This is a genomic window from Staphylococcus sp. LCT-H4, assembly GCF_001866145.1.
GTDB classification, from domain to species: Bacteria; Bacillota; Bacilli; order Staphylococcales; family Staphylococcaceae; genus Staphylococcus; species Staphylococcus succinus.
The window spans coordinates 274895-290171 of the sequence record NZ_MODY01000001.1; the positions used below are offsets into that span (position 1 = coordinate 274895).

General features: G+C 32.3%; 14 protein-coding genes. 2 read left to right on the forward strand and 12 right to left on the reverse strand.

Features of this window, described 5'->3' with window-relative positions; all coding sequences use genetic code 11:
* Nucleotides 1-3: 3 nt before the first annotated feature.
* Nucleotides 4-915, reverse strand: a complete 912-nt coding sequence (locus tag BK821_RS01370) for an ABC transporter substrate-binding protein (RefSeq protein ID WP_083248526.1) — start codon at nucleotides 913-915, stop codon at nucleotides 4-6.
* A gap of 176 nt (nucleotides 916-1091) precedes the next feature.
* Between BK821_RS01370 and BK821_RS01375 the strand changes: the two genes are divergently transcribed.
* Nucleotides 1092-1460 carry a VOC family protein gene (locus BK821_RS01375; protein WP_046835875.1) on the forward strand — a complete coding sequence of 123 codons (369 nt, stop codon included), beginning with the start codon at nucleotides 1092-1094 and terminating at the stop codon, nucleotides 1458-1460.
* Nucleotides 1461-1538: 78 nt separating this feature from the next.
* Here the strand turns inward: BK821_RS01375 and BK821_RS01380 are convergent, their stop codons facing one another.
* The 3 genes from BK821_RS01380 to BK821_RS01390 all read right to left on the reverse strand — a co-directional run bounded on the left by BK821_RS01380 (nucleotide 1539) and on the right by BK821_RS01390 (nucleotide 3399).
* Entirely contained in the window at nucleotides 1539-2093 is a 555-nt protein-coding gene (locus tag BK821_RS01380) for a GNAT family N-acetyltransferase (protein ID WP_083390143.1), read from the reverse strand.
* Between the two features lie 38 nt (nucleotides 2094-2131).
* The gene (locus BK821_RS01385; protein ID WP_046835876.1) at nucleotides 2132-2632 is read right to left on the reverse strand and encodes a GNAT family N-acetyltransferase; all 501 of its coding nucleotides are present in this window, start codon (nucleotides 2630-2632) and stop codon (nucleotides 2132-2134) included.
* 62 nt (nucleotides 2633-2694) lie between these two features.
* Complete coding sequence (locus BK821_RS01390) at nucleotides 2695-3399, reverse strand: SDR family oxidoreductase (RefSeq protein ID WP_071331019.1); 705 nt, start codon at nucleotides 3397-3399, stop codon at nucleotides 2695-2697.
* A gap of 186 nt (nucleotides 3400-3585) precedes the next feature.
* Here BK821_RS01390 and BK821_RS01395 point away from each other — a divergent pair, with 186 nt between their 5' ends.
* Nucleotides 3586-3861: a DUF1413 domain-containing protein gene (locus tag BK821_RS01395; RefSeq protein WP_071331020.1), complete on the forward strand. Its 276-nt coding sequence runs from the start codon at nucleotides 3586-3588 to the stop codon at nucleotides 3859-3861.
* Between the two features lie 213 nt (nucleotides 3862-4074).
* On the opposite strand, the gene BK821_RS01400 is transcribed toward BK821_RS01395, so the two are convergent.
* The 8 genes from BK821_RS01400 to BK821_RS01435 all read right to left on the reverse strand — a co-directional run bounded on the left by BK821_RS01400 (nucleotide 4075) and on the right by BK821_RS01435 (nucleotide 14962).
* Nucleotides 4075-4266, reverse strand: a complete 192-nt coding sequence (locus tag BK821_RS01400) for a hypothetical protein (protein WP_046835879.1) — start codon at nucleotides 4264-4266, stop codon at nucleotides 4075-4077.
* 202 nt (nucleotides 4267-4468) lie between these two features.
* Nucleotides 4469-6262 carry a beta-glucuronidase gene (gene uidA, locus BK821_RS01405; RefSeq protein WP_071331021.1) on the reverse strand — a complete coding sequence of 598 codons (1794 nt, stop codon included), beginning with the start codon at nucleotides 6260-6262 and terminating at the stop codon, nucleotides 4469-4471.
* Between the two features lie 56 nt (nucleotides 6263-6318).
* On the reverse strand, nucleotides 6319-7722 hold the full coding sequence (locus BK821_RS01410) for a glycoside-pentoside-hexuronide (GPH):cation symporter (RefSeq protein WP_046835881.1): 1404 nt from the start codon (nucleotides 7720-7722) through the stop codon (nucleotides 6319-6321).
* 524 nt (nucleotides 7723-8246) lie between these two features.
* Nucleotides 8247-9461: a helix-turn-helix domain-containing protein gene (locus BK821_RS01415; RefSeq protein ID WP_046835882.1), complete on the reverse strand. Its 1215-nt coding sequence runs from the start codon at nucleotides 9459-9461 to the stop codon at nucleotides 8247-8249.
* A gap of 157 nt (nucleotides 9462-9618) precedes the next feature.
* Nucleotides 9619-10692 (reverse strand): YkvI family membrane protein, encoded by a 1074-nt coding sequence (locus BK821_RS01420; protein ID WP_046835883.1) that lies wholly within the window; start codon nucleotides 10690-10692, stop codon nucleotides 9619-9621.
* 429 nt (nucleotides 10693-11121) lie between these two features.
* On the reverse strand, nucleotides 11122-12480 hold the full coding sequence (locus tag BK821_RS01425; RefSeq protein WP_046835884.1) for a gluconate:H+ symporter: 1359 nt from the start codon (nucleotides 12478-12480) through the stop codon (nucleotides 11122-11124).
* 218 nt (nucleotides 12481-12698) lie between these two features.
* Nucleotides 12699-14246 carry a gluconokinase gene (gene gntK, locus BK821_RS01430; RefSeq protein ID WP_046835885.1) on the reverse strand — a complete coding sequence of 516 codons (1548 nt, stop codon included), beginning with the start codon at nucleotides 14244-14246 and terminating at the stop codon, nucleotides 12699-12701.
* Nucleotides 14247-14281: 35 nt separating this feature from the next.
* The gene (locus BK821_RS01435; protein WP_046835886.1) at nucleotides 14282-14962 is read right to left on the reverse strand and encodes a GntR family transcriptional regulator; all 681 of its coding nucleotides are present in this window, start codon (nucleotides 14960-14962) and stop codon (nucleotides 14282-14284) included.
* Nucleotides 14963-15277 lie beyond the last annotated feature (315 nt).

Sequence of the window (15277 nt, forward strand, 5' to 3'; positions counted from 1 at the left end):
ACATCATTCATTCTTCTTCATTAGTTCTTTTTTGAATACTTCAGCTTGTTTTTCTATTGATATTACATCTGCATAAATTGCTTCATCCATTGGGTAATAAATTACGTTATTATTTTTTACTGCTTCATTGTTTTTCCATACGTCTGATTTAACAAAATCATTATTTGGCTGCTTACCATCTTTTGAAGGTATCATTAAATAATCGCCTGAGTAATCATTAAATTTTTCTTTAGGGACCTTCATAAATTTATCTTTAGGCATAGCTGCTTTAGCATCAGCGTCTTCTTTAAAACCAAATCCTTCATAAATCGCTTCACTTCCCCTACCAAATCGAGGACCAAATTGATATATATCTTTTGCCTGGACATCCATTATAGAAAACGTCTTATCCTTACCTATTTGTTTTTTAATCGCTTGACCATCTTCAGCTAATTTTTTAGATAATGCACGTGCTTGCTTTTTAGCTTTTGCTTCTTTACCCACCAATTTACCTATTTCAATATGTGTTTCTTTATAATCCATATTCTGTACTTTTATTGGCACAGTAGGTGCAATTTTCGCTAATTTTTTATTATTTTTATTTTCTTTATAAGTAATGATTAAATCCGGTTTTAGTTTAGCTGCAGCTTCTACATCTTCTGGATCAATTTTTTTCACTTTATCCATATTCAAATATTTAGAATTTGGAAACAAACTTGTTATAGCAATAGGTTTAACGCCCAATTTTTTAAAATTACCATAATTAGCTGTTAAATCTAGCACTCTTTTAGGATGTTGAGGTATTTGTATTTCTTTGCCATCATCAGTAGTATATGTACGCTTCTCTTCACTTGTATTTGAATTACTTTTATCGTGATTACCGCAAGCTGCAATAAACATGGTTAAACATAATATCAAGCATAATAATTTTTTCAAAAAATAACCTCTTTCATTTTATATTACCTATATTATAAATGAAAACCATTATCACTTACAACGTTATTAATTTAATTTTTAAAATTATATTATTGAAAATTTTTTCGTTTCCAACTATCCTTCGTTTTATATAATATTATTTGCTATTATAAAATTAGAATAAGGGGGATGATACTATGAAAAATAAATTCTTAGGTATTGATCATGTCCAAGTGGCTGCACCAGCACATCATGAAGTAGAAGCGCGACAATTTTATGCTGAAACACTTGGATTGAAAGAAATTACTAAACCGGATCGATTAGCTAGAAATGGAGGGGTGTGGTTTGAAATTGGACACCAACAACTACATGTTGGTGTTCAAAAAGACTTTATACCATCCCAAAAAGCGCATCCTGCATTACTTGTAGAAAACATTTCAGATATAAGAAGACATCTAGAATCCAAAGGTGTAGAAATAGTTTACGGAGATGAGCTTGAAGGCGCCGATCGATTTTATATCTCTGATCCTTTTGGCAATAGAATTGAAATTATCGAGTGGTTATAGCTAATAGCATATCTTACAACATAATAAATAATATACCTGCACAAAGCTCATTTGATGTGCAGGCATATTATTTATACTTTAGGATTCAAAAAAATAAACGTCATCATAGGATTCAAAATCATCATAATGACTATCTCTTACGAAACCTAATGATTCTGCAGTCTTAATAGATGGCAAATTATTTATTTTTGTACGAACTAATATTTTATTATTTACTTTTGCAGTCGTTTTCACATTCTCAATAACTGCCTTACATGCTTCTTTAGTATAACCTTTACGCGTATGTTGCGTTTCAAGTCTATAAGCTAAATTTAAATATGTTTCACCATTTAATTGTTTATAGCTCAATCCACATATTCCTAACATTTTACCTGTTTTCTTTTCAATCATTAAACAATATCCAAAGCTATATCTCAACCAATGATTCATCCATGTTTTAAGCATCGCTTTAGTTTCTTCAATGCTTTGATGTGGCCCATCGGGATTATATAGATTAGTTTTAGGATTAGCATGTAATTGGTGTAGCTTTTCAAGATAATAGTGCGAAGGTCGAATTAAAAATAAACGTTCCGTCTCAATAATAAAGTTTGTCTCCATAATACGGGTATGTTCTATCACGCAGTTTGTTTCCATTCAGTACCCCTCCTTAAATAATTATCCTCATATTGCCATTAAAGTTCTAAACACATTAAATCTTCATCATAATAAACATTTCCATCAAACAATGATTTCGGTTCGATGCCATATCTTCTAAAACCTAACTTTTCATATAAAGCAATTGCATGATAATTGTCCGATAAGACAGATAAAGCTATTGTCTTTACTTTGCCTTGTTGAGTGACAATATCGATAATATTGTGTATCAATTGTTGTGCTAACCCCTGTCTTCTAAAATCAACATGACAATATACGCCAACTAAATTGCCTTTGTGTTGAACCTTTTCTAAAGTTTCACTATAAAACGTCGCCATACAAATTAATTTTTCATGCTCAAAAGTCCCCATCGTAAATTTTTCTGAGGAAGAGGCAATGCGTGATTTGAACGCATCCATAGGTAATTTAATTTCTCTATCATATGTCGAAGCAAAACCGTTTGGATCCGTCTTTAATGATGTTAAACGTAAAGCTCTATATTGCTCTACGTCATCTTCATTTAAATACCGAATGAACATATTATCACTTCTTTCATTTTTCACTATTACCTGAAGCATTATTTATATTTCATGTATCTTATTTAAACAGGGCGTACTGTTATTTCATTCACGTTAACATGACTCGGTTGTTGTAATGCATATAGCACTGCTTCTGCAATGTCGTTAGGGTCCAGCTTTTTACGTTCTCCCCAATCTGTATCTCCACTCAATGGTGTATCTACCATGCCAGGCGAAATACTTGTAGCTCTCACACCTGTCTTCGCTAATTCCTTTTCTAAACCTTGAGTAATAGAGTGTATAGCTGCTTTCGTTGCGCTATATAGCGTACTTTTTTTTGTGACTTCAAAACCAGAAATAGATGAAATATTGATAATATGACCACTAGACTGTTTTAAAAATTCCGGTAATACTGCATGTATACCATAAAGTGTACCTTTCACATTAACATCAAGCATCGTATCCCAAGCATCTACATCATCATCTGTAATTGCTGATGAAAGCATCTTACCAGCGCTATTTACTAATATATCCACCCTACCAAATTTTTCCTGAGTATGACGCACAAGTCGTTCAATATCACTTTTTTGTGTGACATCTACAGTTAACGTATCCACCTCTGTTTGTACTTCTTCTTGAATGCGTTTTGCCACTACATTTAAACGTGATTCATTTCGTCCAGATAATACTACTTTCACACCATGATTAGAAAGCGCATGTGCAATACTCGCTCCTATTCCACTACTCGCACCTGTTACAATTGCCACCTTATCCTGTAACTCTATCATTTATATCTTCCTTTCTATTTATTAACTATTAAAACACTTATTTATGCCATTCCCTATTTTCAGTTAATCTATCATCAAATATCATGTTATATCATTACTAACTTCCCTATCCCCTTGTCATCACTCTTAAATCATAATAAAGTGGGTATATATTAATACATAAAATTTTATAAAGGAGGATGCATAATGCATTTTGACTTCGATCAACGTATCAAACAGTTAAGAGCAAATTTAGGACGTACAAGCTTTAACTTTCAATTTGAAGATTTATTTGATAAACAAGAATGGTTAAATATGTCAATACCACAACGTAAAAATTCAGAACGTGAATTTCGTATATTTATAGAAAACCATGACCATTTACGTATTCCTTATACCTCTGAAGATCACATTCGCATGCGTATGTATAATTCTTTTTATGATTACAATGAAATAAAAAACAACTTTAAATCGTATGTATAATATATACCCGAATTTTGAGCATAACAAAAGCCTACACTACTTAATTTTAGTAGTTGTAGGCTTTTGTTATTGCTTAAGCGCGTTTCGTAAATCATGAAAGGTGCTACTGGGGAGAAAAATATGCAATATCTTAAGACACTATTATTCATTATCTAAGATAATTTCATCCGAGGTAGTATCTTAAAATCACTACACATAGATGTATACAGCGTATTAATTATTCACTAATATCTTTTTCTTTAAACCATAGTTGTAAATCTTTTCTGCATCAACATAAGCTATATAATCAATACTTCTGTATCCATCTTTAATATCATTAATAATACCTTGATTCACACCTGTGTGTGTGTAAATATCATAACTACTTTCATCTGAAAAAATGACCTGTTCAATTACTTTCCTCATCTTGATCACTCCATATTTTAGCTTTCGCTATGCTATATATGCCTCTTACACTTATTATATTAATCGAATCTTGAAGAGAAATAAAGCATTTGTGATTGTTTTCACAAAACTATCACAAATGCTTTTATTTATTTTTTCACGAACTGTTAATAGTTGACATATTTTCACAAAATAATATTATATTTTCATTGGATTGGTAAGTTTACTTTTTATATCCAAAATTGGGTATATTATCCCAACGCTTTTTAAAATAGTGAGCAACTGCTTTAGGTCGTCTTTCACGAGTGAAGATACCTTTCTTATTCCCTTGTACCCTTATTAATCCACTAGCTGTTTCAAAGTCTGCAAAATTCCAAGTTTGTTCACCAATAAATTGTGGATATTTATCAATAACTTCATGATTTGCTTCGTAATAACGAAGTTGATATTCTTCTGTAAATAATTCGTCATTTATAGCATGCATGCCGGCAATTGTATCAGCCCCATATTCTGTAAACATAATTGGTTTATCTGGTTGTTTCTTACTCCAGCCATCCAATTCTATTTTCAAAGCTTCTTTTGCAGCTGTTAAATCCCCCGTTTGTGTATACCAACCATAATACCTATTTAGACAAAGCACATCTATCAAATCTTGAACTTGACATGCATCAGGTTGTGCAGTCAGTATTGTCACAATAGTGACTGGACGTTTTTGCGGATCACATGCACGTGCTAAGTTTACTAAAGGTTCAAAATATTCTTTTGCACCTTCTTCTGTCGAAGCAGGCTCATTCGCAATTGACCACATCACTACACAAGCATAATTCTTATCACGTGCTATAAGTTCCTTAATCACAGCTTCATGTGCTGCTTTTGTACCTATTTCTTCAAATGTTTTACGCGTTGACTCGCCAGATAATATAGCACTAAAGTTAAGATGTACACCGACAGCTGTTGTCTCATCTATAATAACTATTCCTTGTTCATCAGCAAGACGCATCATTTCCTCTGAGTATGGATAGTGTGACGTACGGAATGAATTAGCACCGATCCATTTCATAAGATTAAAATCTAATACATTTGTAACTTCATTCATACCACGGCCATTATAATAGGAATCCTCATGTTTACCGAAACCTTTGAAATAAAAAGGTTCATTATTAATTAAAAATTTCCCATCTTTCACTTCAACTGAACGGATACCAAAACGTTCTGAATACGTATCTATAGCTTTTCCATCTTTAAGTATCGTTACTTCTAAGTAGTATAAATAGGCATTTAAAGGTTGCCATAAATGAGGTTGTGTAACTTCTATTACGCCCTCCGCTCCACTAGTTGTAGCAACGACATTACCTTGTTTATCAAGTAAACGAATTTTAATATCGTTGATTGTCTCACTCGTAGTAACTCTATAATTCACTCTAGCCAAGTCTTCTAAAACTTCTGGCACAATTTCAATATCTTCAACAAATACTTTTGGTGTTGTATATATCTTAACTGGTCTATGAAGACCTGAATAATTAAAAAAGTCAAAATTAGGTGTATTTTTCTTAATTTTATTTCCCTGATTATCTACCGTTTCACTATAATCACCTACAGGTAAGGTTGTTTCATCTAATATATTATTGACACAAACTGTGAGGCGGTGTTGGCCAGTTGAAAATTGAGAATCTAACTCCACTTCAAACGGTAGAAATCCACCTTTATGTGAAGTTATTTCTTGTCCATCAATATAAACTGTCGCAAAATGTGTAGCAGAGCCAAATCGCAATACCTTACGTTCATCACGTAAAATATTGGGAATAGTAAAAGTTCTTTCATACCAAACATTTCCCACATGATTACGTATATCAGCAGTTACACCTTGGTCATTATATGAACCAGGCACCGCCATGACTAGTTCAGTATCTAAGGGTTTAGAAACATCGATTTCATCCTTTTCATTTTCTAATTTAAAATTCCACACTTCGTTTAACTCAATAATATTTCTAGTTTCATTTGTCACTGGATACAACATGTAAACATGCTCCTTTCGTTATCTAAATATTGTTTTATTATTTAACCTTAAAAACTTTATAATTCATCTCTAATTGCCAACTCTTTAACAATTTGTTTATGACGATGATCGGTTAAAGGATATGCGAAGAAAAATAAAATTAAAGCTATTAGACATGCCGTAGCAGGAACAACAAAGAATAATACTTTTAATCCTGTTATTGTGTCCGCAGATTGTGCGACATTAGGCACATAACCGATAACTGTTAAAGCAAGTCCTGGTAAGAACCCTGCCAATGCTTGTGATACTTTTCTAGTAAAACTATAACTAGAATAGATGATACCTTCTGACCTTATGCCAGTTTGCCATTGTCCATATTCAACGACATCAGCAATAAAGGCCCAAGTCACTGTATTAGGTATCACTAAGAATAGTGATGCGAGTGAATTTACAACTAAAAATGTCATAGTTTCGTCTGCAAAGAAAAAGAAGTTAATAAATTGAAATACTACAAACCCAGAAACACCAATGATTGCTGTCATTTTCTTTCCAACTTTTTTACTCAAAAATGTTGTAAGTAATAGCCCTGGAATCAAAACTAAAAAGTTTAACGCACTTACAATACCTACTAAATTGGGTTCATCTAATACATATTGGAAATAGTATAGTTGTGAAGACTGTTGTAAAAACAGTGCCATGATTGTTAAAAGTGTATAAATTGCCAATATGATAAATGGTCTGTTTTTCAATAAATTTAAAAAGGCTTTACGACCTATTCCTTTTTCTTTAGGTCGCTCAACAGTATGACGCTCTTTCACACCTTTATAACAAATTAAATGAAATACTACGCCACATATTGCAAGTAAGCCAACCGCAATTGGATACCCTGTTGCATGATTTGGAAATAGATTAACCATAGGAATAACAACAATACCTGCAATAAACATTGCGCCTTGTGACCCTAAGTTACGAAATACTGATAATTGTGTACGATCCTCTGCATTAATTGTCATTGAAGCAGATAATGAACCATAAGGGATATTAACAAATGAATAAGCCATATTAAATAACATGTAAGTTGCAAAAGCCCATATCACTTTTCCCTCGTAACTGATATCTGGAGAAAGGAAAGTTAAGACAGTAAGTAAGGCTAAAGGAATCGTTCCATATAAAATAAATGGTCGAAACTTACCTTTCTTTCCAAAGTTGCGTCTATTATCTACCATTGTGCCTACTCCTGTATCAACAAAAGCATCAAATATTTTAGAAACCAAGAATACTAACCCACCATAAAATGGCGAAATACCTAAAATATCAGTAAAAAATTTAAGTAAATAAATTTGACCCATGTCAAACATCATGCCATTACCTAAATCTCCAAATCCGTATGCGAGTTTCTCTTTGAATTTCAATTTGGGTTCTTGGATTTCTTTGAATTTCATTAACTTTTTATTTGCTGGTTTTAGCTTTGCTGTAACCATGTCGACTACCTCTTTCCACTATCGAAACGTAATGATATTCTCACTCAATGATAAAAGCGCTCCGTAGTAAGTATTAGTGATTGTGGCCATCAATCTGTGCAAATCAAGCATATAATTGTAAGCGTTTTCTTATATACTTAAATTTTTTTATCTCCATAAACCGAGTTCATATATTTATATAAAATATATCTCTCGTCCGCTTTTTATAGAGATCTTACTTTCATTATATTTTTAATTTTGAAACAGTCAACAACAAAATAACAACGTTGTTATAAAATGATATTATTAAAAATTGAGCTTGATCATTTGCAAATATTTACAAACTCTATATCTAAAGCATCTTCGAATATATAACACCTACAGTACATTTTAAATTTGCACACAAGAACTGTTTTTATCACAGTTCATGAAGAGAGCAATTCCTTTTAATTTAAGGCGTTTTTTATAATATTGTTAATATTTTTTATAAAATATTAACATAAAATAAAAAATTACGTTAAGTGATGGTTTCAAAGTAATCTATATTAATAAAATACTTTATGTTCCGTCCGAAACTTCAAAGGTGACTTACCATATTGCTTTTTAAAGCATTGTGAGAAGTAGCTTTGTTCTCTAAATCCTACATAACAGGCAACTTCAGCAATCGTCATGTTTGTTCTAACCAGAAGATCTCGACCTTTTTCGATTCGTAATTCTGTAATATATTGAGAAATTGATTTATGTAGTTCTTGATTAAATATTCTAGATAAATAACTTGGAGCAAGTTCAACATGTTCAGCAAGTTTATTTAGTGTGAGAACACTATTTAAATTACGCTCTATATATTGAATTGCTTTACTTAATTTGGGACTGAAATCATTGAATTTTGCCTTCATTGCTAATTTTGAATAAGCTATAATTGTTGAAGCCATTAATTCATCTAACGTTACTATGTCTTTAGCTTGATCAATACGTGAAGCAAAACTTGTAGAAATTTCATCAATTTGTAACAGACCCACTCCTACTTTTTCTATAGCTTTTCTACATAATGTATTAATCAAGTATGCTTTATAGCGTTCATTTGATAAGTCATCTTTGACTCGACTTAGTCCTACCAGAGATACAGACATCTTATGGAATGTTGCTATTGCTTCATCAACGTTTCCATATTCTACTGCTGTAAGGAGTTGATTTTCCAATTTATAACGATATTCAATATCTTCTAATGTATAATCCATTTGAACTTGGTTAGACGCAATATTTTCTTTCTTTACATGAAAATGAAAATCAATTTTTACAATATCATAAATATTATTTCTTTTCTTCAAAAATTGAATGGCTAATCGACACATTTTTTGAGCTTTAAGCTTATGACATAAGGGAATTTTTAGTAAGTATTGTTTTAAAATTGAAAACTGGCCATAGTCAATATTTAATTCTTTCATAATTTCATAACAGCGGCGCTCATTTGGACGCTTTTCTATAAAGGGACCTATAATATAAATTTGTTTATACTTTTTAAACTTGAACATTAAAAAATTCACGCCAAATTGGTTCTTATAATGATAAATTTTATTACTATTCATATACTTTAAGAAATGCTTCAACTCATCTTTGTATTGTTTGCTTGTTGTCCTTGTAAACGGTGTCCTAATGCAATTACCTATGCCTTTAATATTATTGCTTTCATAACTTTCTAGCCGAATTCCTAATAGTTGAAGTGCATGCATTTGTAAAATCTCCAACGTCTCTTCATTCATAAAAACACCCCCTAATCTTCTAATTCCATTATAGCGAAAATTAACAATTAAGACGTGTCTGAAAAGACAAAATCTACATCACTTTTTAGTACAATCCTTACAATAACAAAAAATCATCTTCCTTTATTAAGTTAGATGATTGGTTGTTAATACTACATTATAATGTTTTTTTACCAAATTTTAATTTAAATGGTGCATAGAATAACACTAAGATTAAGACTAGGCCAAGATAACCAATTAATGGATAAAAAATAGCAACTAAATCTGTGAATCCAACAAAGCTCAATAATAATCCTATAATCACAGCACTAGTGTAAAATATTTTAAAGCGTACTGTATCTACAACTGTAAAACGCGTAGCAAATGCATAAAACATCCCTAAACCTGTGTTAAAAATCATACCAAAGATAACAATTGCCATTATAATTCCAAGTATTGGAGAAATATGATTTACAATTCCTAACATCGGCATTTCCATATCCCCAACAACATCTATTTGTTTGAAAATAGCTAAGTGACTTAATACGATCATAACGCCTAGAGCAATGCCACCAACTAAACCACCTGTAGCTGCTACCTTGGTGTTTTTTTCTGATCCTCCCATGACAATTGCCATAGAAGCACCTACTGCAGTATTAAATGATGCATAATTAATACCTGCAACAAACCAGTTAGGTAAAGATGATGGTTTCGCATTAGATAAGTCATTCAATTGAGATATCGGCGTATCTGTTGAAAGAAAACTATAAAAAGAAATAATCAAAATAAATATGATTAGAAAAGGTGTTATATTTCCAATCACTTTGACTACTCCTTCAACCTTTAACATGCCTGCCAAAATAATGAGTACTGTCATTAAGAGTGTTCCAATAATAGGTGGTAACCCGAACTGTTGATTTAAGTTTGACCCTGCACCTGCAATCATTACAACACCTACACCAAAAAGCGTAAAAATAATCACTAAATCAATAATCCATCCAAGTAATTTTCCAAACGTAGAAGCGCCCGTAATTTGGTGTATAACTTCTTTATGGGAATCTGTTTTTGATTTACTCCCTAACCAGACGAGCATCATACCTACATAAGCAAATAACGCCGTTGTTATAATTGCACCTATCGTTCCCATTAATCCAAAACTCGTAAAATACTGTAAAACTTCTTGACCTGAAGCAAATCCCGCACCTACGATAACCCCGATAAAAGCACTTGCGATTAATAAAATTCTTTTCATTATTCAATCCCCTTTGCTGTAGCTTTTCATATAAATTTTTCAACAAGTATAGTTCAATGCTAACTTCACATACAGTTTATCATTTATATTTTTCAACTGTATCTAAATAAAATGAAAATTTAACAACTACTTCATTTTATCATTTTCTAGTTAAATCGTATCGTATTTATTTATACATTCACCGTTTAATTTTCTATATGTATATAAGTTATCACATAATTATGATTAAGATTTTTATACTTTAACTTCTCTTTAAATGCATAAAATTTATAATCAGTGATATGTTTAATAATAAAAAGACTCATGTATTATAAAAATAAATTTATATACATGGACAATATGCAAAAAAACTGACAATAAGTCATATGACTTATTGTCAGTTTAATAAATGTTGAAATAAAAATAGTTCTTATTATCAATGTACTCAGTTTACACAAATATACTTAATATTAATATAAATACTAAACCAGATACTGAAATAATAGTTTCTAATAGTGACCATGTAAGGAATGTTTCTTTTACCGTTAGTCCAAAATACTCTTTGAACATCCAGAAACCAGCATCATTTACATGAGATAAAATAACACTACCTGCACCAATTGCAAGTACTACTAATGAAACGTTCACATCTGAAGCTTGAAGTAATGGTAATACAATACCCGTTGATGATATCGCCGCTACTGTTGATGATCCTAAGGCTATGCGTAGCACTGCGGCTACAATCCAAGCTAATAGTATTGGAGACATTTCTGTACCTTCAAACATCTTAGCTATAGTGTCTCCTACGCCACCATCAATTAATACTTGTTTAAACGTACCACCGCCACCGATAATTAAAATCATCATACCAATCGGATAAATTGCATTTGATACAGAATCCATAATATCTGCATTTTTGCGACCTTGCTTAATTCCCATTGTAAAGATAGCTAGTAATACAGCAATAAGCATTGCTGTACCTGCAGTACCAATAAAGTAAACAACTGATTCGAAGCCATTTTTAGCTTCTTCATGACCAGTAATTAATTGTACAATTGTTGATAACAGCATTAAAATAACTGGTGAAATTGCTGTTATTAAACTAACTCCAAATCCTGGCATTTCTTCTTCAGAGAACTCTCTTTGTGCACCTAGAGCTGAAATATCACCTTGACGATTATAAGCTGTTGGTGCAATTTTTTGTGCTATTTTATTGAAAATTGGTCCAGCAATAATCGTCACTGGAATTGCAATAATAATACCGTATAGTAATACATGACCAAGGTTTGCTTGTAATTCTTTTGCAATAACTACTGGTCCTGGGTGTGGAGGCAGAAATCCATGAGTTACCGACAATGCTACAACCATCGGTAAGCCTAATTTCAATTGTGATACATTTGCACGTTTAGCAATCGTAAATACTAAAGGTATCAACAATACTAAACCAACTTCAAAGAATAAAGCTATACCGACGATAAACGCCGCAATAAGCATTGCCCATTGTACATGTTTGTGTCCAAACTTTTTAATAAGGGTATCAGCTATTCGCGTAGCACCACCGCCATCTGCAAGTAATTTACCAAGAATAGCGCCCAAACCAAATATTAACGCAATATGTCCAAGTGTACTTCCCATACCTTCTTCGATTGTGTCAATGATTTTATCTAAAGGCATACCGAGTAATATTGCTGTTACGATTGATGTGATAATTAAAGAAATAAAAGTATTTAATTTCAAGAAAATAATAAGTGATAATAGTACAATGATTCCGATTACGACCGTAATTAATGGCCAAATTGTTTCAAACATAATTGTTCTCCCCTTCCAAATTCAAGATAGAAGACACTTCTAATTTAAAGATACTCCACACTTGATAACGCTTTCTTTAATGACTAAAAAATTTTCATATGTTAATTACAACTAAAAGCATATAGTAGGTTCCAAAGACAGCAACATGTATTAACGTTCCCTTATACCACGTTGCATGTCTTTTAGATTTAATCCCACACCTACATTGAATTAGCTTACTATTTTGTATTACTCATGTGTTCTCGTTGGAAAGCCGCTATTTCTGTATAACGCTCTTCCAATGAACGACTTAAATTAATGAAGATTGAAATCAATTGTTGATACATTTGAACATTATCTTGATTCGGTTTGTGTTCATTTGTTGTACCAACCATATCTTCAATGATTGAGAAGTCTTCGATTTCACCAAGTGCTTTCATTCCTAATACACAAGCACCCAAACATGAGCTCTCATAACTTTCAGGTACAATTAAGTTTGTATCGAAAATATCTGCCATCATTTGACGCCATACTTCACTTTTAGCAAAACCACCTGTCGCCTTAATCGTGGATGGTGTTTCGTTCATTACCTCAACAAGTGCTAAATAAACCGTATAAAGATTATAAAGCACACCTTCTAAAGCTGCTCGAATCATATGCTCTTTTTTATGAGTTAATGTTAAACCAAAGAATGATCCCCGTGCATCTGCATTCCATAGTGGGGCACGCTCACCAGCAAGATATGGATGGAATATCAATCCTTCAGCACCAGGTTTCACATTATTTGCAATTCTAGTTAACACATCATATGGATCTACACCAAGACGTTTAGCTGTTTCAACTTCACTTGCTAATAATTCATCACGTAGCCATCTTAATACCACGCCACCATTGTTTACTGGTCCTCCAATAACATAATGATCCTCTGTTAATACATAACAGAAAATACGTCCTTTATAATCTGTACGCGGTTTATCAATCACTGTTCTAATTGCGCCCGAAGTACCAATAGTTACAGCAACTTCTCCTTTTTTAAATGCATTTACACCTAGATTAGAAAGCACACCATCACTTGCACCAACGACTATTGGTGTGTTCTCATCTATGCCCATTAATGTTGCATAGCGTCGTTTCATGCCTTTTAAAATATGGGTAGTAGGAACGACCTCAGGGAGTTGTGACTCATTAATACCTAGTAATGCTAACGCCTCTTTATCCCAAGAAAGTGATTCGAGGTTAAACATACCTGTCGCTGATGCCATAGATTGATCTATAACAAATTTCTCAAACAGTTGATAAAAAATATACGTTTTTATATCAGCAAACGTTGCTGTCTGATTATATATTTCTTGTTGTTCATGTTTCATCCAAAATATTTTAGACAATGGGGACATTGGATGAATAGGTGTTCCCGTTCTCTTGTATATTTCAATACCGTCATGCTCATTTTTAATTTTATCTGCATATTGACTTGCACGATTATCCGCCCAAGTTAAATTCTCAGTAAGTCGTTGATTGCTTGCATCCATTGCTATCAAACTGTGCATTTGAGCACTAAAGGAAATTAATTTAAGGTCTTCTTTAGCAATATTCGCTTCTCTCATAACATATTTAATTGTCATCAATACTGCATCAAATAATTCATCTGGATTCTCTTCTGAGACTTCCACGTTAGGTGTATGCAATGGATAACCAATATTGTGTTTCATTATAAATTGTCCTTTTTCATCATACAGTACGGACTTGGTACTTGTTGTTCCTATATCTACACCTATCATGTATTTCATGATTCTTCCTCCTAATACTTTTCCAGTTTAAAATGCTAATTTAACCAGAAACTATCAATATCTTCGCCGACATCATCGAAGTTCAAATGGAATGCCTCTCTGAGTTTTTCAGCGTCTTGTCTAGCTATGGCTTCTATAAATACCTCGTGATTGTGATGAATACGCTCAAAATCTTCAGGATTTTCATTCATACGCTTACGCATCGAAAGTAGAATAAGCGCTTCCATTACAGGCTTTAAATTATTCCAATACGTCTTTAAATATTGGTGTTTAGAAGCCAGTATAGTCACCTCATGAAATTTCATATCATGTTCAGTGAAAGCTTCTGCATCTTGGAATTGAACGGCAACTTTCATCATTTCTAGTTGTTTGCGTAACTCCTTTACAATCTGGTCATGATTTTTCGCCTTAATTCTACTAAAAGCAAAAGACTCTAACATAATTCTTAAATCATAAAGTTCTTTTTTTTCATTATCATCAAACGGTAATACTTCTGCACCCATACGTTCTAAATGAATTAACTGGTCTTGTTTTAATAATTTAAAAGCATCTCTAACAGGAGAACGACTCACATTAAATTCTTTAGCAATTTGATTTTCTGTCAATAATGTATCTGGTTTAATAGAACCATCAACGATTCTTAATCGAATCTCAGCTGCTATCATTTCACCCTTAGATACGCCATCTAACCATTGTTCGGGATATTCATACTTCACTATGACATCTCCTATTCATTATTGCAATATACTTGTATACAAGTATGGTAATACACAACTTCTATAATTGCAAGCGCTTGCAACAATAATTTCATTATTCTTTTTTATAAAAATACCGACACATTCAGTATTGAACCAAATTTGCCGGCAGTAAAAAATTTTTATAAATCATGCTTTTCATTTATGTACTTTTATATCAATTACTTACAAGATTATAGTCAATTAGTATCTTTTAAACAGCATACGTACGTCTGATATATTAAAATATTTTTGAAATTTCCATACTCTTATCATCGCATAAACACTACTTGTCTT

Excerpts from the sequence above, each read along its gene's own strand:
- BK821_RS01375 (WP_046835875.1), top strand. The coding sequence starts at position 1,092 with ATGAAAAATAAATTCTTAGGTATTGATCATGTCCAAGTGGCTGCACCA.
- BK821_RS01380 (WP_083390143.1), bottom strand. The coding sequence starts at position 2,093 with ATGGAAACAAACTGCGTGATAGAACATACCCGTATTATGGAGACAAAC.
- BK821_RS01385 (WP_046835876.1), bottom strand. The coding sequence starts at position 2,632 with ATGTTCATTCGGTATTTAAATGAAGATGACGTAGAGCAATATAGAGCT.
- BK821_RS01390 (WP_071331019.1), bottom strand. The coding sequence starts at position 3,399 with ATGATAGAGTTACAGGATAAGGTGGCAATTGTAACAGGTGCGAGTAGT.
- BK821_RS01395 (WP_071331020.1), top strand. The coding sequence starts at position 3,586 with ATGCATTTTGACTTCGATCAACGTATCAAACAGTTAAGAGCAAATTTA.
- BK821_RS01400 (WP_046835879.1), bottom strand. The coding sequence starts at position 4,266 with ATGAGGAAAGTAATTGAACAGGTCATTTTTTCAGATGAAAGTAGTTAT.
- uidA (WP_071331021.1), bottom strand. The coding sequence starts at position 6,262 with ATGTTGTATCCAGTGACAAATGAAACTAGAAATATTATTGAGTTAAAC.
- BK821_RS01410 (WP_046835881.1), bottom strand. The coding sequence starts at position 7,722 with ATGGTTACAGCAAAGCTAAAACCAGCAAATAAAAAGTTAATGAAATTC.
- BK821_RS01415 (WP_046835882.1), bottom strand. The coding sequence starts at position 9,461 with ATGAATGAAGAGACGTTGGAGATTTTACAAATGCATGCACTTCAACTA.
- BK821_RS01420 (WP_046835883.1), bottom strand. The coding sequence starts at position 10,692 with ATGAAAAGAATTTTATTAATCGCAAGTGCTTTTATCGGGGTTATCGTA.
- BK821_RS01425 (WP_046835884.1), bottom strand. The coding sequence starts at position 12,480 with ATGTTTGAAACAATTTGGCCATTAATTACGGTCGTAATCGGAATCATT.
- gntK (WP_046835885.1), bottom strand. The coding sequence starts at position 14,246 with ATGAAATACATGATAGGTGTAGATATAGGAACAACAAGTACCAAGTCC.